The organism is Paenibacillus sp. L3-i20 (genome assembly GCF_022180385.2).
Classification (GTDB): domain Bacteria; phylum Bacillota; class Bacilli; order Paenibacillales; family Paenibacillaceae; genus Pristimantibacillus.
Map to the genome: position 1 here is coordinate 98,947 of NZ_BQME02000001.1, position 17,051 is coordinate 115,997.

The window sequence follows — 17,051 nt, forward strand, 5'->3', positions numbered from 1 at the left end:
ACGAAAAATCAAGATCACAAAAATGATGTAATCATATATGTACCGTTTTTTCTAATAAGGATATTCCTTAGAATCTATATTGATCTTAAAGAATATCTCTACAATGTAAACGCCCCAACTGGTTGCCGTTGGGGCGTTTACACAACATTATCATTTTATTGCTTCATTTAAATTTATCGATTCAGCCACGGACGACTGCTAGTCGTCGTCTTTTTCTTAGGACGTGGGGCGATCGTGCGAACCACTGCCTTTTTACCTTTTTTCTTTGGTTTAGCTGACGTTCCTTTCGAAATTAACGAATTGGTTAGCTCTCCACCAATGATGTCGTCTTCTCTTTTGCCGCCACAACCGCAATCCCCTTTACCTGCTTTTGTATCATAGACTGGCGCTGAATTATTTCCCCATGTCGGATATGTCGTATATGGTGAATATCCAGGAGGATAACCCGGCGGATAACCTTGATTATATGAATCGTATCCTTGTGTGGGATACATCGCAGAGTGTGTAGACATGTTAGCATTCGGCTCATATGAATACGGAGATATAATCCCAGGATTCGATGCGTTCGACAGCGGTGATACTATTCCTGCATTCGATGCGTTCGACAGCGGTGATACTATTCCTGCATTCGATGCGTTCGACATCGGTGATACTATTCCTGCATTCGATGCGTTCGATAGTGGTGATACTATTCCTGCATTCGATGCGTTCGATAGTGGTGATACTATTCCTGCATTCGATGCGTTCGACAACGGCGATACTATTCCTGCATTCGATGCGTTCGATAACGGTGATACTATTCCTGCATTCGATGCGTTCGACAATGGTGATACTATTCCTGCATTCGATGCGTTCGATAGTGGTTCTATCGGCATATTTCCGCCTAGCCCTTGATACATCACATTACCGTAACCCCAATCAGGGGCTCCACCATATGGCATTAAAGCAGGCGATGGATAACCCATCATATAGCTGTTTGGGCTAGCCTCGTATGGATTTAAATGTGGCATGTTACTGTACGGAGCCAAATTTGACTCTGCATTCATACCATAAGGCATCGCTTGATTTGGTGCGGAATAATAAGGATCCATCATATTCGAGTAATTGGCATCTGGATAATTTGGAAGATCGTAAAGTGACATAATCTCTGATGACGGTGTGCCATATTGCTGGAACAAATCAACACTTTGCATGTATTCCGACTGAATTGCTTTAAGCTTCTTTTCTACCGGCTTTTCAATCGGCAGAGCTTTTTTCCCACTAGGTGACACTTTTGCTGCTGGAGAAGTATTAGCCAATGGGCCAACGTTACTGTTAGGTGCTACATTTGATGAGTAAGGTGCTACATTGTTAGATGAAAGTGGAGCTACGTTAGACGAATATGGCGCTACATTTGATGAGTAAGGAGCTAAGTTAGACGAGTATGGTGCTACATTATTAGATGAAAGTGGAGCCACATTAGACGAGTATGGCGCTACATTATTGGACGAAAGAGGAGCTACGTTAGACGAATATGGTGCTACATTATTAGACGAAAGAGGAGCTAGGTTAGACGTGTATGGTGCTACATTATTGGACGAAAGAGGAGCTACGTTAGACGAGTATGGCGCAGCATTAGATGAAAGTGGCAATGTTTTTCCACCTGCTTGCGGCATAATTTTCCCGCCATAAGGTTCTACGTTAGATGCAAGAGGCTCTACTTTCTTGGCAAGGGGTTCAACCTTCTTGGCAATAGGATCTACTTTGGTAGCTAGTGGCTCCACTTTTTTCTCAGCAAGAGGCTCTACTTTCTTAGCAATTGGTTCTACCTTCTCAGCAATTGGTTCCACCTTTTTCTCCGCTTCTTTTTTTGCTGGCTCAACAACAGCCTTTGGTTTTGGTTCTGGCGCAGGTGGTACTGGTGTTACAATAGGTGCTATAGGTTTGTTCTCTTGAATTGGTGCAGTATTCTTTTTCTCCGTCACATATCCTGTAAGTGTCTTCCCAATAATTGGTGCAGTCGACAACTTACCAACAAAGCCTTGAACACCTTGCATAAATGATCCTGTTTGTGAACCCGGATTAGAGTGTCCCTGTTGAGTTACTGAGTTAGGTATCGCCACGTCAGCTTTCGGAATGTTAACAACTTCACCTGTTAGGAGCACATTTGGATTTTTTAGATGCGGATTCACATGCACCATTGTAGCAAGCGGAACTCCCCAAGCTTTAGATAGCTTCCAAAGTGTATCACCTTGCTTCACGACATGTTGATGCATAATCATCATCCCATTTACCCCATTCTGTGCGGTATGACTTGAAGGAATTTTGAGCTTCATACCAACATCAAGTACATCCGGATTCGTAATTCCGGGATTCAGCTGCAAAATTTCTTCAAGGGAAACATTGTACTTCTGGCTGATGAAGTATAACGAGTCGCCCTTTTTTACAATATGGATTTTCACCCGCTGATAACCTCCTGTCACGTTCTGAATAACTCGGCAAATCTTATGCCTGTTATCGATCTTTACATCCTATGCAGAATATGGGCAGGTGTCTCCACTTTCTCAAAAAAATACCTATAGAGTTCACATAATTACTCTTTTTCAGGAAACAAAAACAGCCCCTCCATCGAGAATGCAGCAATTTTCATCGCGCTGATCTCATTGGAAGGGGCTTTATAAGCTAGTGGTTTACACAAATATGGGTAATGATCTACAAAAAACAGTGGTTTTAAGCTGTAACGAACTCAAGATTCGCTATTCCAACAAAACCAGCTCAGTTTCCGCTAAATAAGATGAAATAACGCCACTGGAGTTCGTTAGAACAAAAAAAAAGCGGTTTTCTCCATAATAAGCATCGTACAGTTCTTTGGTCAGAAGATGGGCATTAAACAATGAGTTAGTTACTCAGCCCGTATCCTTTGCTCCGTATCCCTTATTCGCTAGTCGAAAACTTTCACACCGTCAACTGTTACGATGCTGCGGAACTCTTGCAGAAGATGTGTCGTAATTGGACCTGCTTGTCCTGAACCAATTGTACGGCCATCAACTTCACGAACCGCGATAACCTCAGCTGCTGTTCCAGTAAAGAACACTTCGTCCGCGACATATACATCATGTAAAGTAAAAGGCTCTTCTTTAAGTTTGTAACCATGTTTTTCACAAAGCTCCATAATAGCTGCACGTGTGATACCTTCAAGTGCTCCGACATAACATGGAGGTGTATATACGGTACCATTTTTGATAATAAAGATGTTATCACTGGAGCCCTCTGCTACATAACCTTGTGAGTTAAGCATGATTGCTTCCCCAACACCAGCCAAATTCGCTTGAATTTTTACCAAAATGTTGTTCAGATAGTTAAGCGACTTAATCTTTGGATTAAGTGCATCCGGGATATTGCGGCGCTGCGATACGGAAACCGACACAAGTCCGTTTATGTACGCTTCCTCTGGATAGATTGCAAGCTGCTCCACAATAATGATTACCCATGCTGAAGGGCAACGTTTCGGATCAAGGCCAAGATTACCAGGTCCACGTGATACGATTAGACGAATATAACCATCACGCATCTCATTGCGGCGAATCGTTTCAACTAGCGCGTCTTGCATTTCATCAATCGACAGAGGGATATCAAGCATAATCGATTTTGCTGAATCATAAAGCCTGTCCAAATGCTCTTTACATTTAAAAATGTTGCCATCATAAATGCGAATTCCTTCAAAAATGCCATCACCGTAAAGGAAACCATGGTCGTATACTGAAATTTTTGCATCCTCTTTTGATACATACTCACCATTTAAATAAATATACTGTTGTGCCATAACCTAACTTACACCTCCGCTATTTTGTATGACTATTACAATAATTGCTCGTATGAAAAGCTCGGATAACATCCTAATATACGTATATGGCAGCCAATTGCTTCAATTTCCTGAAACGCTGCCGGCAATAAAACAGTATCCATCGACATCTCGATCTCGATATAAAAATAATAGCTGCCGAGTTTCTTCTTTGTCGGACGCGACTCGATCCGCGACAAGTTGATACGCCGCCAAGCAAATGCAGACAATACTTGATGTAGTGCTCCAGGGTAATCTTCGGGAAGGTTAATTAAGATACTTGTCTTAATTCTTTCCGACTTACGAGCCGTATACGGCTCTGAGCCTACTAACATAAAACGGGTATAATTATTGTCATGGTCAGTCACTTCACTGGCAAGTAAGTCAAGTTCGTTGTTAGCTGCAGCAATTCGAGTACCGATAGCAGCAATGCCTTGACCAGGGTTGTCACGTACGATACGAACAGCCTCCGCTGTACTACTCACATGTTCAGTCTCGGCATGAGGAATATGTTTCCTTAGAAACTGCAGACATTGCGCCATCGCAACGGGATGGCTTATCACTTTTGTGATCCGTGAAAAATCCAGCTCTCCCGACTCAAGTTCAAGCTCTGATCGTCTTCCGATCAAATTTTGAATGGAGGGGTAAACCCACTCCGCCTGGAAAGGCAAATCCACTTCGTGGACTAGCCAATCCATATGGAGACTAACAGAACCTTCAATCGTATTTTCAATCGGAATGATACTATAATCGCTAATTCCGCTTACGGTAGATTGAAACACATCTGCAATAAGCCGGTGATGCTTCCATACAACCATATCCTCTAAAGAAAACAGCTGCTTAGCTGCTTCGTCAGAAACTGAACCCGCTGGCAATAACGCTATCGTCTTCATGCTTTGACTTCTCCTTTAATTCTCTCCAGCAGCGACATACGCTCCTGTGATAGAGCTTCACTTCCGACAGGAAGCTCCCAAGTCGTCACTTCCGGACCATTCATACAGGGCGCTAGCCACATTGTCTCGGCTGTAATACCTTCCTTCTGCAGCGTCGCCCGAAGAAAATTCTCAAGCGCAGCTTTATCTGGGCTAGCTGCATCTACAAACGCAATCAGCGTAGGCCCAGCACCGCTGAGTGCAGCACCGAGTGCGCCAAAGTCTGTGGCGCGCTCCAATATTTCTGTCATGCCGGGAATAAGCGCTGCACGATAAGGCTGGTGCAGCCGATCCTTCATAGCATGACGGATCAAACCTAGCTCGCCGCTCGCAAGCGCCGCGACGAGCAGAGAAGTGCGGCCGACATTGAATACCGCGTCGGCCATGGAAATCTGTGAAGGCAGCGCATGGCGCGCCTTCTCAGTAGAAAGCTCAAACGCTGGAATAGCTACCAGCGCTTCAAGTGAAGGATGCGGCTCGATCCGCACATGCTGCGCTTCCGCCCCATCCCAAGCCGATACAGCGATGCCTCCGAATAATGAAGCAGCGACATTATCAGGATGCCCCTCAAGCTCTGTTGCGATTTGGAATAACTTATCATCGCTCAGAGGACTGCCAATTAGCGCATTTGCCGCAACTAGAGCACCGATAATGGCTGATGCACTGCTGCCAAGTCCACGTGTCAACGGAATTTCACTATACATCGCAATATGAAGCTCAGGTACTTCTACACCCGCTTCTTTGAAAACAAGTTGAGCGACTTTATAAACCAAATTCGATTTGTCCGTGGGCAGGCCGTCCATCCCGTCTCCATGCAGCTGGAATGTCGTCATCCCTGTATGCGACTGCTCCATCTCGATCCATGCAAATAGAGACAAAGCCATTCCAAGAGAATCAAAGCCTGGACCTAAATTAGCTGTGCTTGCCGGAATTTTGACGATAACTCGGCGATTTATCATGGGACTAACCTTCGACCCTATAAACACTCTTCACTTTATGAACAACATCAAGCGTTTCAAAAGTATGAAGTACCTTCGAAATTGCCGCCTTATTGGCATCGTGAGTAATAATAATAATTTCTGCCTCAGGGTTGCTTGCGTTCGGTTGCTGCAGCACCGATTCTAGGCTAACCTCAAACTCAGCGAATACTTGTGTTATACGTGCGAGAACGCCAGCACGATCAGCTACATGAAGCAACATGAAATATTTTGACGTTATTTGCTCGTCTGTCTTCAGCTTCTTCTCTTTGTAAGCCATACCGCCGTGTTGACCATTAACACCAAGCTTCAAATTTTTCACAACTGCAACCAAGTCAGCTACGATAGAAGTAGCAGTCGGAAGCTCGCCCGCACCTGGACCATAGAACATCGTCTCGCCTACCGCTTCACCATACACATAAACTGCGTTGAATACACCATTTACAGCTGCAATTGGATGTGAATGTTTTACCATTGTTGGCTGAACACTAATACTGATTGCATCGTCCTGACGCTCAGCAATACCTAGCAGCTTCACAACATAACCCAGTCGCTTAGCATACAAGATATCATCTTTTGTTACAGAAGAAATACCTTTTGCAGACACATCATCCAAAGCAACATTGACACGAAATCCAAGTGTTGATAGAATCGTCATCTTCCGAGCTGCATCAATACCTTCAACATCAGAAGTTGGATCTGACTCCGCATAGCCAAGCTCTTGTGCTTCTTTCAAAACATCAGCGTATGATGCCCCTTCTTGGCTCATCTTCGTCAATATAAAGTTTGTTGTACCGTTCACGATACCCATAATTTTCGTAATGCGATCAGAAGAGAATCCTTCCACAAGCGTTCTAATAATTGGAATACCACCAGCTACACTCGCTTCATACATAACGTCGCAGCGATGTTTTTGCGCTTTAGCCAAAATCTCTGGACCATGCAGTGCCATCAAATCTTTGTTAGCTGTTACAACATGTTTCCCAAGAGATAAAGCTTCCAAAATATATTCCTTCGTGTGCTCAATACCGCCCATTACTTCAACGATTACATCAATTTCCGGGTTGCGGATAACATCCCATGGGTCTTCTGTTAGTTTACCTTCAGCTATGGATACATTTCGTAATTTACTTATATTTTGTACAAGTATTTTCTCTATAATAATTGGTGAACCTACTTGGCTCTGCAAATCCTCTTGATGCCCCTCAACTATACGAACGACACCTGTTCCGACTGTTCCAAGCCCCAATAATCCTACCTTAACTGGTTTCATGTATTCCCTCCGTTGCTATAATATTAACCTCGACCAATTACCATTGCTTTTCGCACACCTGATTGGCTCTTCAGTAATTCCACGAGATGTGATCCATCACCGGTAACTTGCGAAATATCTACAGATAAAACGACATTAGCAAAACCTTGGAGCGGGATGCTCTGATTCATTGTAAGCACATTTCCCCCTTGGCTTGCTACCAGACCTAAAACACTCGATAAAATACCTGCGCGATGATCCAAGTCCATGGAAACTGTCACAATATTCGTTTCTGTCTTCTCATTTAACGCAAAAACGCCATCCTTGTACTTATAAAAAGCACTTCGACTAAGTCCGACACGTTCTACTGCTTCATGTACAGTAGCCGCTCCGCCAGTGCTCAACATTTCTTTGACATGAATCGTCTTTAGAATTGCTTCCGGCAAAATGTCTTCGCGAACGACATAATAGCGATCAGCCACTTCAGTCCTCCTCAAAAAGACAATTGTATTCCTATAGTGGACATTATATCGGAATAAGCTATCATCGGCAATAGGCAGCATAGAAAAAAGACGAATCACGTCATCTTCATCTTTTGTAAAAGTGTCTAAACAAAAAGAAACCCTGCGTTGTAAAAACGTGGGTTTCTCGTCAGTCTGAAAACGACTTCCATCGTCACTCAGTTTAATCGTATGGGTTATAGTCACTGCCCTCAAAAAACTCAAATGCATAGTCTACGACTCTTACCATATCGCCGTCTCTAGCACCCTGCTTACGCAATGCTTCATCAATGCCAAGCTTTCTCATTATACGTGCAAATCGCATAACTGCATCGTAAGAATTTAAATTCATACGTTTCATCATACGTGCAATGCCATCGCTTTCCACGACGAACACTTCATCTTCACGATGTATAGTGAAAGTAATGTCTTCCTTCTTCTCAAACGCATAAACTTTGCGTTCATCGTTAGCTTTTACTTCTTCAACTTCCGTATGGACAGCAATCGTATCCAATACATCTGCCGCTTTATATAATAGCTCCTGAACACCTTGCTTCGTAAGTGAAGAAATTGGAACAATCTGGTATTGACCGTCGCCGCTTACTTCAGCAAGCTTCTGCTTAAACAACTCAAGTTGCTCTTCAGCCTCAGGCATGTCCATCTTGTTTGCTGCAATAATTTGTGGACGATCGATAAGCTTCTCGTTATACAGGGACAGCTCAGCGTTAATCTTCAGCCAATCATCGAAAGGATCGCGTCCTTCTGATGCAGCCATATCAACCACATGAATAATAACTCGGGTCCGCTCTACATGTCGCAAAAACTCATGTCCTAAGCCTACGCCTTCATGTGCACCTTCGATTAGTCCAGGCAAATCTGCCATAACAAAACTACGACTGTCGCCTACATCGACAACACCTAGATTAGGGGTGATTGTTGTGAAATGATAAGCACCAATCTTAGGAGTCGCTCCAGAAACAACGGAAAGTAAAGTAGACTTGCCTACGCTCGGGAAACCGACCAAGCCAATATCTGCCATGACCTTCATCTCAAGCACGACCCAGCGTTCTTGACCTTCTTCACCATTTTCAGAAATATAAGGGGCAGGGTTCGTAGCAGTAGCAAAACGAATATTTCCTCGTCCGCCTCGTCCGCCCTTCGCAATAACAATTTGTTGACCGTTTCTAGTTAAGTCAGCAATGACCTCACCTGTATCGTCATCAACAATAATAGTACCTGGCGGGATACGAACAGTCATATCTTCAGCACCAGCACCATGCATACCCTTTACCTTACCGCGCTCGCCACGCTGCGCTTTAAAGTGTTTCTGATAACGGAAGTCCATCAGTGTGCGCAAACCTTCGTCTACTCGGAATATGAGATCTCCGCCACGCCCGCCGTCGCCTCCAGCTGGTCCACCATTTTCAACATATTTTTCACGACGGAACGAAATGATTCCATCTCCACCGTCGCCGCCTTTTACAAATATTTTCGCCTTATCGACAAACATGTATTGCCTCCGTTCAAGCGCACATTTCCGCTCTTAGCAGCAATTTGGAAAAGGACTGCACGGAGTCCACTTTCGTAAGTGGTGCGCCTTCCAACTGCTGTTTAATTTTTTGGTTTAATTGCTGCTCATTCATAAGCTCGCCCTCATAATAAAATGCCGCATAAAGCCCATCCTCATCCGCTCCTAGCTCCAACCTAAGAACTGACAATTCACCATTTCCCGATTTCACGGAGAAACGGTAAGCATTTATTATATGTATAAGCGTCTCTGCAATGCTCTCCGCATCAGGTGACAGCTCACTCAAATTAAGATCACCCTTTATATCGAGTTCAAGGGAAAGTGAGTTTGTTACCGTTCGGAAAGATTGAATGAAGCTGATCAAAGATGGCACGCCAAGCTTCGCTACTGCGGTCTCCACAGCCATTCTTGCTATTATTTTTTCCACATATTGAATCGTCTTATCCGGCTTTCCCAATCTTGCATAACCAAAAAGTACTTGCAGATCGTTCATCCAGTCATGACGGTGGTGATTTAATGTTCTTATACTTGACGTTTGCATAGCTTGAATCGTTCTGGTCATTCGCTCTTGGTTGTCCTTGCGCTCTGCCCGAGTCCAAAATATTGCCGCAGTAATAATCCATAGAATCAAAATAACTATAAGCGGGCGATTGTCTGGCCATATTAGCGCTGTGCAGCTTGGGAGCACGCAAGATGCTGCTACATAATGCTTCGCTGTTGTAAAGCGTCCCATTCCAAGAACCTACCTTCTTCGATATTCCTAGCTTATCTAGTATATCATGCTTCATATTTCCGGTCATCTTCATAAATATAACGAAAGCCCCGTGCCAAGCAATGCCGGCCGGGGCTTTTGTTTATTTATGCTTCTACAGCTGCAGCTACTGGAGCTTGAACAACAGGGTATACGCTCACTTTTTTGCGATCGCGACCCCAACGTTCGAATTTAACTACTCCGTCTACTTTAGCGTAAAGTGTATCGTCTTTGCCGATACCAACGTTAGTTCCTGGGTGGATCTTCGTTCCGCGTTGACGGAACAAGATGCTTCCGCCAGAAACGGTTTGACCATCAGCACGTTTAGCGCCTAGACGCTTCGAATGTGAGTCACGACCGTTCTTTGTGGAACCTACACCTTTCTTGGATGCGAAAAGCTGAAGATTCAGTTTCAACATGGTGTATCACTCCTTCCCTTAAATGTTACGTTGTACAAGGACAGCTTCAGCGAAGCTGCTCATGTACAACGACATGCTTGCCGTATGATTTAGCGATAGTTTCGAGCATAACCGCCATCGACTCCAGAAGCAGTTGCATCCGTCCGTCTGCATCAGCATCCGGCAGAATAGGTATATCCGAAGATAACCAACCGTTCTTCATCGTGACCGGCAGCTCTACACCCGCCAACGTTTCTATTGCATTAACCGTGCCGATAGATACTGTCGACACGCCGGCACAGACGATATCTTTACCGGGCTTCGCATATTTAGCATGTCCTATGACCGCGAATGATACGATGCGCTTGTCACTGCCATTCCTAACAAATGTAACTGAGATCATAATAAAATCCTCTTACGCTTGGATTTTTTCGATTGTTACTTTCGTGTAAGGCTGACGATGACCTTGCTTGCGGCGATAGTTCTTTTTAGCTTTGTATTTGTAGACGATGATTTTTTGGCCTTTGCCGTGTTTCTCGACTTTGCCTGTAACTGTAGCGCCAGATACTAATGGAGCTCCTGTTACCAATCCGTCTTTGCCGGATACTGCCAATACGCGGTCGAAAGTTACGTTTTCACCTTCGCCTCCATCCAGTTTCTCGATGTAGATAACATCGCCTTGCTGAACTTTGTATTGCTTTCCGCCAGTTTCAATAATTGCGAACATAGTTGGTGCACCTCCTTGTTTTCGAAGACTCGCCTAATTTAGGTGGCATTCAGCAATCGCCGATGCGCTTGTATACCTGATCGGAGCGGTACCTGCATGTCTGTATCAAAAGGCAATACGAAACACACACCCAATCAGTTTATCATATTAATAGGCGCTGTTCAACCTTTTTATCATGATGTGTCCTATTTATTATACTTTATGTATCCTAATGGATAGCAAGATAAGTTCAAGCACTATTTAGTAAAGCTCGACTGTTTGCCCGTACCGCTGCATACTTTACAATTTTCTTTCATCTGGTGAATAGCGTTTTCTCTCGCCTTTTTCCTTGTTAGTTCCATTAAACCAAGCTTCGTCCAGCCAACAATTGTGCATTTGGTTCCATCCAGCTTCGCTTCATCTGTCATACATAACAATATTTTTTGTCTGCTCTCTTCACGTTGCATATCAATAAAATCAATAATGATAATTCCGCCGACATCCCTCACACGAAGCAGTCTTGAGATCAACTGTGCTGCTTCCATATTCGTTTGGAATACAGTGTCCTCTAAATTATCACTACCAACATATTTTCCAGTGTTAACATCAATTACAGTTAGTGCCTCAGTATCTTCCCAAATAAGATATCCGCCGCTCCCCATTGGAATTCGCCTAGAGAAAGCCGTCGTAACTTGTTCTGAAACTTTAAATTGTTGAAACATACTGCTTTTACCACGTTGCTCAAATAATTTAAGTTTCTCCTTAAGTGTAGGAGTCATATCTTGCAACAGCTTAGATGCTTCTTGAAACTTAGCAAAATTGTCAATCCACACTTCGTCCATGTCACGAGTTAACGTGTCGCGAAACGCTCTATGTAGTAAACCTGCTTCAGAGTGTAGTAGCTGTGGAGCAATCGCTTTAGAAATTGACCCTTGAATCGTGATCCAACGTTCTCTTAACTTCGTAACATCAGCACCGAGTGCTTCTTCATCTTCACCTAATGCCGCTGTGCGCATAATGATGCCTTCTTCGCCAGTACGCAACTTCTCGCCAAGTAGACGAAGACGCTCCCGCTCCCCCTCGTTCCCGATCTTTTTGGAAATACCTACGTAATCAGCACAAGGCATAAAAACAAGCCAGCGACCAGCCAAGTTGTAATGCGTTGTTACCCGAGCACCCTTGCCGCCAAGCGGATCTTTTATTACTTGTACAATGATTTCTTGTCCCACTACAGCAAGTTCACTAATTTCCGGTTTATTATGAGATTGCTTGTCCGCATGAGGATGAAGCATATCATCGATATAAAGAAAAGCATTTCTCCCAAGTCCAATATCTACAAAAGCGGCTCCCATACCCGGAAGGACATTTACTATTCTTCCTTTGTAAACATTGCCAACTAGGCTGACTCCGCCAGAACGCTCCATAAAAAATTCAACGAGCTTACCGTCATGCAGAACTGCTGTTTGCAGCATTTCCCCATCTACATGCATCAGCATTTGCTTCATGATCAGATAGTCACCCCCATCATTACTTTTCTTATAGTTTAACTGAAAAGTTCCTTTACTGCACGATGGGGATTAAGGCCAGACAAACAACCCTCGACAATTCGTTGCTCTGTCAACACTTGCAATTCTACTGCGGCAGGCTGGATCACATAAACGATATGATATCTTTCTCTTCTAAATAACCGAGTAACTGACAAAATAGACTGTTGCCCGCTAACGATTATAGGGCTTACCGGCTTTCCCCTATGTTGCGCGAAGTCTGATGCTGCCTCACGATGTGTTAAGAAGCGATAAAAAAGAAACGGAATATTTCGATTATAAGTCCAATTCGTTACAAGTAGAAATATGCCGACAACAAGTAAATTAGCTTGTATTCCTCTACCTTCCATTAACAATGGCAGAAAGGCTCCTGCAATCATTAATGCACTGAACAACAAGCTAATTCGGGCGGTCCACCGCAATGTACGATAATAATTCAGACAATAGCAAAGCAATGCATGCAACAGCTTGCCTCCGTCTAACGGTTGGATAGGTAACAAATTGAACAAAGCGATCATTAGATTAGCTTGTGCTACATATTGTCCCCACTGGTTATCCCAAAGACCTAATGCACCTAGTCCCCATGCAAGCAACCCCATCCACACATTTTGCAATGGTCCAGCAATCGCTACTAATGCCTCTTCCTTCGCTGATAGTCCTCCTGCATCTTCAACTTCTGCAACTCCGCCAAAGGGTAGCAATTTCACTTCTTTTATCTTCCACCCAAAGCTTCTTGCAACTACAACATGACCTAGCTCATGTACCACAACGATTACGAACAACGTAAGCAGTTCTACAAAATATCCCGTCATTGCCGATGCAAGCATAACCATTACAAACAGAGGGTGTACCGACCAAATGATGCCTCGCCATTTAATCAATCGGTATCACGTCCACCGGGTCCAAGTATCGATCATTTTGCTTAATAGCAAAGTACAGTAGGCTATGTTCACCTGCCTTTGATTTGGGCAAATGACCTATTGTGTCACCTGCTTCCACCCAATCATTGACCGCAACATTCGTTGAGGCTAACTTCCCATAAATCGTTATCCGACTGTTTGCATGTTGAATAAGAACGCGGTCTTGTTCCGCTGTAACTTGAATAACTCTACCTGTTTCTACTGCTGCAACTTCCGCTTGTGAAGCACCTGCGAGCTCCACTCCACTTAGAAGATCTGCAAAACTTCTAATAATCGAAGCATCTGCAAGCGGAGAGATAACCGAAGACTTGATTGTCCCATCTACGAGGGTAGCATCTCCGGACTCTTCGCCAAATATCGGAATAAATGATGGCGCTCCATCAAAAACTTCCCTATACCACAACGCCGCTGAAGCAAAATCAATTTCATCAGTCAACGCCTGTTTCACAAAAGTTTGACCTTTGGCAGTCCATTCATGATTATATTGAAACATAGCCCACACCCCGCCAAAGAGAAGCGCAGATATGACGAGCTTCCAAGTCATTTCCTTTTGAAATCTTCCCCGGCCATTTTTAGGCGGATCACTTCGCTCATTATACAGCGGAGCAGACTTCACAAAGCTTCGGGGTGAGTTCGTATGAGCTTTCTCCTCGTCCCAGGCTGCCCAAGGATTCGGATTCCTCTTCCATGAAAGTTCTGGGTCAAGGCCATCCACAGCGCTGAAGGAAGGTGGCGGCAACGGTATTTTTTCTAAATCAATTATTGAATGATACGGAAATTCATCTTCGAATGTAAGACTTGTTTTCTTTTTTGAATGGAAATCATCCTCATTACTTTGCTTCTTTATTGCTTCACTTTCGGGTGATAAGTTATTGTATTCATCAAGCAAGCTCCTTATCTTCTGATGCCTGCGCTGTCTCACATCATCAATTAGTCCCATTTAAATTCCACCCCGCCTCTTCCATTAAGCTCTATTTGAGAGCTTGTTCTCATACTACATAGTTATGAGTTCAAATAGACAAGTATGCGGGGGAGACAAATAAAAGAAGCATTACCCGACTAGGAGAAACTCCTAGCAAGTAATGCTAATGAATGGGCTCTTATTCAGCAAGCTCGTATACTTCCTGATGTGCTTTTATACTGAATACAAGGCCGATAGACGCCATATTCAGTAATAACGAAGTACCGCCATAACTAATGAAAGGAAGCGTAATACCAGTAATCGGCATCAAACCAATCATCATTCCAATGTTCTGGAATACTTGGAACACAAACATGGACACGATTCCTATAATGATATAAGAGGCTCGCCTGTCGAAGCATTTAAATGCAATCATAATCATCCGATAAATAAGAAAGAAATAAAGCATTAGTAATATCGCTGATCCTTGGAAACCAAATTCTTCTCCGATAACAACGAAAATCGAATCTGAATATGGGTATGGAACGAATCCACCGTTTTTCATATCGCCTTCCATAAATCCATCTCCGCTAAGTCCACCAGAGCCGATAGCTATTTGAGCATTTTTCGACTGATGTAAAGCGCTAGTGCTTGCTTCGCCTGGATTGACAAAAGTGTTGATTCGCTCATACCAATGGTACCTATTCTTTTCAATCATATAGTCTTTAATTTCTTCATTAAACGTATTGAACAGAAACATAAACAACATAATGCCTGCCACAACGATTCCGAGACCCATTGCGACATGAGAATATTTCACATTACCAATCCACAACATGCCTAATACAATGACTAGGAAAATGATCGCATTCCCCAAGTCCGGCTGAATCATGACAAGTAAAAACGGCAGGAATGCAAATGCCCCAATCGTGAGCAAATCATTAGTAAAGTTTAGCTTATCGCCCTGTCGTCGACCCAATAAGTAAGCTATCCCAATGATCAAAATAATTTTCATCAGCTCTGCTGGCTGAAATGAAAAACTACCAAACCTAAACCAACCCTTGGCGCTGTTAACTTCTGCACCGAAGAAATAAACAAGGATTAACAACGTAACACCAATTCCGTACAGTACATGCCACAACTTCAATATGATTCGATAATCAAATAGAACAGATGCGATAGCTACAACAAATCCCACACCAAAATAAATGAGATGTAACTTTTCTTTGCCGTGATAGGTTGGATTGGGATCATTGGCAGTAGCACTGTATATAGCAACCGTGCTAATCAGCATAAGACAAACTAGAATGAACAGAATACCCCAATCTAGCTTTTTCAATTTGTTGAGCACTAGGCGATCATCCTATTCCAAGAAACTTACGGAAGCGTTTGAATGCCCCCGCTTTCTCGTCAAGCAGCATAAGCGGAACCATATCCCCTAGTATGCGACGGGCGATATTCCGATATGCGATAGCTGCTCGTGAAGCAGGGTTCATAACGGTAGGCTCACCGCTGTTAGATGCAGAAATTACTTTTTCATCATCAGGTACAATTCCAACTAAATCAATAGCAAGAACTTGACAAATTTCATCAATATCCAGCATTTCTCCATTCTTCACCATCGCATGGCGAATACGGTTAATGACAAGTTTGGATGGTATTTTCTCCCCTTCAAGCAAGCCAATTACACGATCTGCATCACGCACTGCTGCATTCTCAGGGGTAGTAACTACGATTGCACGATCCGCCCCAGCTATTGCATTACGGAAACCTTGCTCAATTCCAGCCGGACAATCAATAATTACATAATCATGCGACTGTTTTAATTCAAGCACAATCTCTCGTATTTGTTCAGGAGTAACGGAATCTTTATCTTTTGTTTGTGCTGCTGGCAACATATATAGCTCGTCGAAACGTTTATCTTTTACAAGAGCTTGATTAAGACGGCATCGACCTTCAGCTACGTCAACTAGATCATATATTATTCTATTTTCCAAACCCATTACGACGTCAAGGTTGCGAAGGCCAATATCAGTATCTACCAAACATACTTTTTTCCCAAGTAGTGCCAAGGCAGTACCGACATTCGCCGAGGTAGTCGTTTTACCAACCCCACCTTTACCCGAAGTTACAACAATCGCTTCTCCCATGCTCTACACTCCTTTAAACATTATAGGGTTATGCCTTATGCGGAATAATTGCGAAAGTTTATCAATCTGCATTTGTCCTTCAATGAGATAAGCGAATTCCATAGCAGCATCGCCGGTAAGCCATTCTTCCGGTGGTCTACTAACGACACCCGCTATCCGCAATTGAGTTGGACGCATTAATGACGTCGCGATAATAACATCTTGACGTCCCCCTATTCCGGCATGTGCCATTCCCTTTAGTGCACCCATCACATATATATCACCTGTACACAACAAAGTGCCACCTGGGTTTACGTCACCAATCAACAACAGATCTCCGTCATGCTCTAAAGTTTGACCGGAACGAACAATTGAAGTTACTACGTGCGGTTGTACTTTTAATGCAGCCTCATTGGGAGCCGATGTTGCCTCCGATTCTATGGAGCCGATCATTAGGTTTCCTTGAGCGCGAATAATAGCAGCAAGCTGTTCCTTTTGTTCATCCGTTATTTCTCTTGTGCCAAGCTTAACATGGATATGTACAAGCGGACCAGTCAAAAGCTGTTGGTGGGTTTTTTCCAATTTATATTGCAATTCGGCTAGCAATGTTTCGAATGCACATTGATCGTCGAGAAGGAACAGAAGACCTTCCTTGACACCTTTAATCATTATATGTTGCTTCTCGGTCACAAT

17 protein-coding genes and 1 other annotated feature are annotated in these 17,051 nt (G+C 43.5%); all 17 genes read right to left on the bottom strand.

All coding sequences use genetic code 11. The annotated features are described in order from the left end of the window. Window positions 1-173 precede the first annotated feature (173 nt). Complete coding sequence (locus MFF31_RS00500) at window positions 174-2,441, bottom strand: LysM peptidoglycan-binding domain-containing protein (protein WP_238186227.1); 2,268 nt, start codon at window positions 2,439-2,441, stop codon at window positions 174-176. Window positions 2,442-2,920: 479 nt separating this feature from the next. After that, a complete protein-coding gene (gene ilvE, locus MFF31_RS00505; RefSeq protein WP_238186228.1) occupies window positions 2,921-3,802 on the bottom strand; it encodes a branched-chain-amino-acid transaminase in 882 nt (293 codons plus the stop codon). A gap of 35 nt (window positions 3,803-3,837) precedes the next feature. Beyond that, the gene (gene pheA, locus MFF31_RS00510; RefSeq protein ID WP_238186229.1) at window positions 3,838-4,713 is read right to left on the bottom strand and encodes a prephenate dehydratase; all 876 of its coding nucleotides are present in this window, start codon (window positions 4,711-4,713) and stop codon (window positions 3,838-3,840) included. Further along, window positions 4,710-5,711, bottom strand: a complete 1,002-nt coding sequence (gene thrB, locus MFF31_RS00515; RefSeq protein ID WP_238186230.1) for a homoserine kinase — start codon at window positions 5,709-5,711, stop codon at window positions 4,710-4,712. Before thrB ends, pheA begins: the two co-directional genes overlap by 4 nt. 4 nt (window positions 5,712-5,715) lie before the next feature. Continuing rightward, window positions 5,716-7,002, bottom strand: a complete 1,287-nt coding sequence (locus MFF31_RS00520) for a homoserine dehydrogenase (protein WP_238186231.1) — start codon at window positions 7,000-7,002, stop codon at window positions 5,716-5,718. A 23-nt stretch (window positions 7,003-7,025) separates the two neighbouring features. Then, window positions 7,026-7,463: an ACT domain-containing protein gene (locus MFF31_RS00525; RefSeq protein WP_238186232.1), complete on the bottom strand. Its 438-nt coding sequence runs from the start codon at window positions 7,461-7,463 to the stop codon at window positions 7,026-7,028. Window positions 7,464-7,665: 202 nt separating this feature from the next. Then, complete coding sequence (obgE, locus tag MFF31_RS00530; protein ID WP_238186233.1) at window positions 7,666-8,991, bottom strand: GTPase ObgE; 1,326 nt, start codon at window positions 8,989-8,991, stop codon at window positions 7,666-7,668. A gap of 13 nt (window positions 8,992-9,004) precedes the next feature. Next, window positions 9,005-9,742 (bottom strand): Spo0B domain-containing protein, encoded by a 738-nt coding sequence (locus tag MFF31_RS00535; protein WP_238186234.1) that lies wholly within the window; start codon window positions 9,740-9,742, stop codon window positions 9,005-9,007. Window positions 9,743-9,867: 125 nt separating this feature from the next. Further along, on the bottom strand, window positions 9,868-10,179 hold the full coding sequence (gene rpmA / locus MFF31_RS00540) for a 50S ribosomal protein L27 (protein WP_238186235.1): 312 nt from the start codon (window positions 10,177-10,179) through the stop codon (window positions 9,868-9,870). Window positions 10,180-10,225: 46 nt separating this feature from the next. After that, window positions 10,226-10,561, bottom strand: a complete 336-nt coding sequence (locus MFF31_RS00545; RefSeq protein ID WP_238186236.1) for a ribosomal-processing cysteine protease Prp — start codon at window positions 10,559-10,561, stop codon at window positions 10,226-10,228. A 12-nt stretch (window positions 10,562-10,573) separates the two neighbouring features. Beyond that, entirely contained in the window at window positions 10,574-10,885 is a 312-nt protein-coding gene (rplU, locus tag MFF31_RS00550; RefSeq protein WP_238186237.1) for a 50S ribosomal protein L21, read from the bottom strand. Between the two features lie 15 nt (window positions 10,886-10,900). Next, window positions 10,901-10,983: a sequence feature (ribosomal protein L21 leader region), on the bottom strand. Window positions 10,984-11,121: 138 nt separating this feature from the next. Next, window positions 11,122-12,369: an Rne/Rng family ribonuclease gene (locus MFF31_RS00555; protein WP_238186238.1), complete on the bottom strand. Its 1,248-nt coding sequence runs from the start codon at window positions 12,367-12,369 to the stop codon at window positions 11,122-11,124. Window positions 12,370-12,407: 38 nt separating this feature from the next. Then, a complete protein-coding gene (locus MFF31_RS00560; protein ID WP_238186239.1) occupies window positions 12,408-13,289 on the bottom strand; it encodes a M50 family metallopeptidase in 882 nt (293 codons plus the stop codon). Then, a complete protein-coding gene (locus MFF31_RS00565) occupies window positions 13,282-14,268 on the bottom strand; it encodes a M23 family metallopeptidase (protein ID WP_238186240.1) in 987 nt (328 codons plus the stop codon). Before MFF31_RS00565 ends, MFF31_RS00560 begins: the two co-directional genes overlap by 8 nt. Before the next feature lie 160 nt (window positions 14,269-14,428). Next, window positions 14,429-15,580, bottom strand: a complete 1,152-nt coding sequence (locus MFF31_RS00570; RefSeq protein ID WP_238186241.1) for an FtsW/RodA/SpoVE family cell cycle protein — start codon at window positions 15,578-15,580, stop codon at window positions 14,429-14,431. Window positions 15,581-15,587: 7 nt separating this feature from the next. After that, window positions 15,588-16,379, bottom strand: coding sequence for a septum site-determining protein MinD (gene minD, locus MFF31_RS00575; RefSeq protein WP_238186242.1), 792 nt, complete (start codon window positions 16,377-16,379; stop codon window positions 15,588-15,590). Between the two features lie 3 nt (window positions 16,380-16,382). Beyond that, complete coding sequence (gene minC / locus MFF31_RS00580) at window positions 16,383-17,051, bottom strand: septum site-determining protein MinC (RefSeq protein ID WP_375541292.1); 669 nt, start codon at window positions 17,049-17,051, stop codon at window positions 16,383-16,385.

Bases quoted from the DNA above. Each gene is read 5' to 3' on its own strand.
- MFF31_RS00520 (WP_238186231.1), bottom strand. From the start codon at position 7,002: ATGAAACCAGTTAAGGTAGGATTATTGGGGCTTGGAACAGTCGGAACA.
- thrB (WP_238186230.1), bottom strand. From the start codon at position 5,711: ATGATAAATCGCCGAGTTATCGTCAAAATTCCGGCAAGCACAGCTAAT.
- MFF31_RS00535 (WP_238186234.1), bottom strand. From the start codon at position 9,742: ATGGGACGCTTTACAACAGCGAAGCATTATGTAGCAGCATCTTGCGTG.
- ilvE (WP_238186228.1), bottom strand. From the start codon at position 3,802: ATGGCACAACAGTATATTTATTTAAATGGTGAGTATGTATCAAAAGAG.
- pheA (WP_238186229.1), bottom strand. From the start codon at position 4,713: ATGAAGACGATAGCGTTATTGCCAGCGGGTTCAGTTTCTGACGAAGCA.
- obgE (WP_238186233.1), bottom strand. From the start codon at position 8,991: ATGTTTGTCGATAAGGCGAAAATATTTGTAAAAGGCGGCGACGGTGGA.
- minD (WP_238186242.1), bottom strand. From the start codon at position 16,379: ATGGGAGAAGCGATTGTTGTAACTTCGGGTAAAGGTGGGGTTGGTAAA.
- rpmA (WP_238186235.1), bottom strand. From the start codon at position 10,179: ATGTTGAAACTGAATCTTCAGCTTTTCGCATCCAAGAAAGGTGTAGGT.
- MFF31_RS00545 (WP_238186236.1), bottom strand. From the start codon at position 10,561: ATGATCTCAGTTACATTTGTTAGGAATGGCAGTGACAAGCGCATCGTA.
- MFF31_RS00565 (WP_238186240.1), bottom strand. From the start codon at position 14,268: ATGGGACTAATTGATGATGTGAGACAGCGCAGGCATCAGAAGATAAGG.
- rplU (WP_238186237.1), bottom strand. From the start codon at position 10,885: ATGTTCGCAATTATTGAAACTGGCGGAAAGCAATACAAAGTTCAGCAA.
- MFF31_RS00555 (WP_238186238.1), bottom strand. From the start codon at position 12,369: ATGAAGCAAATGCTGATGCATGTAGATGGGGAAATGCTGCAAACAGCA.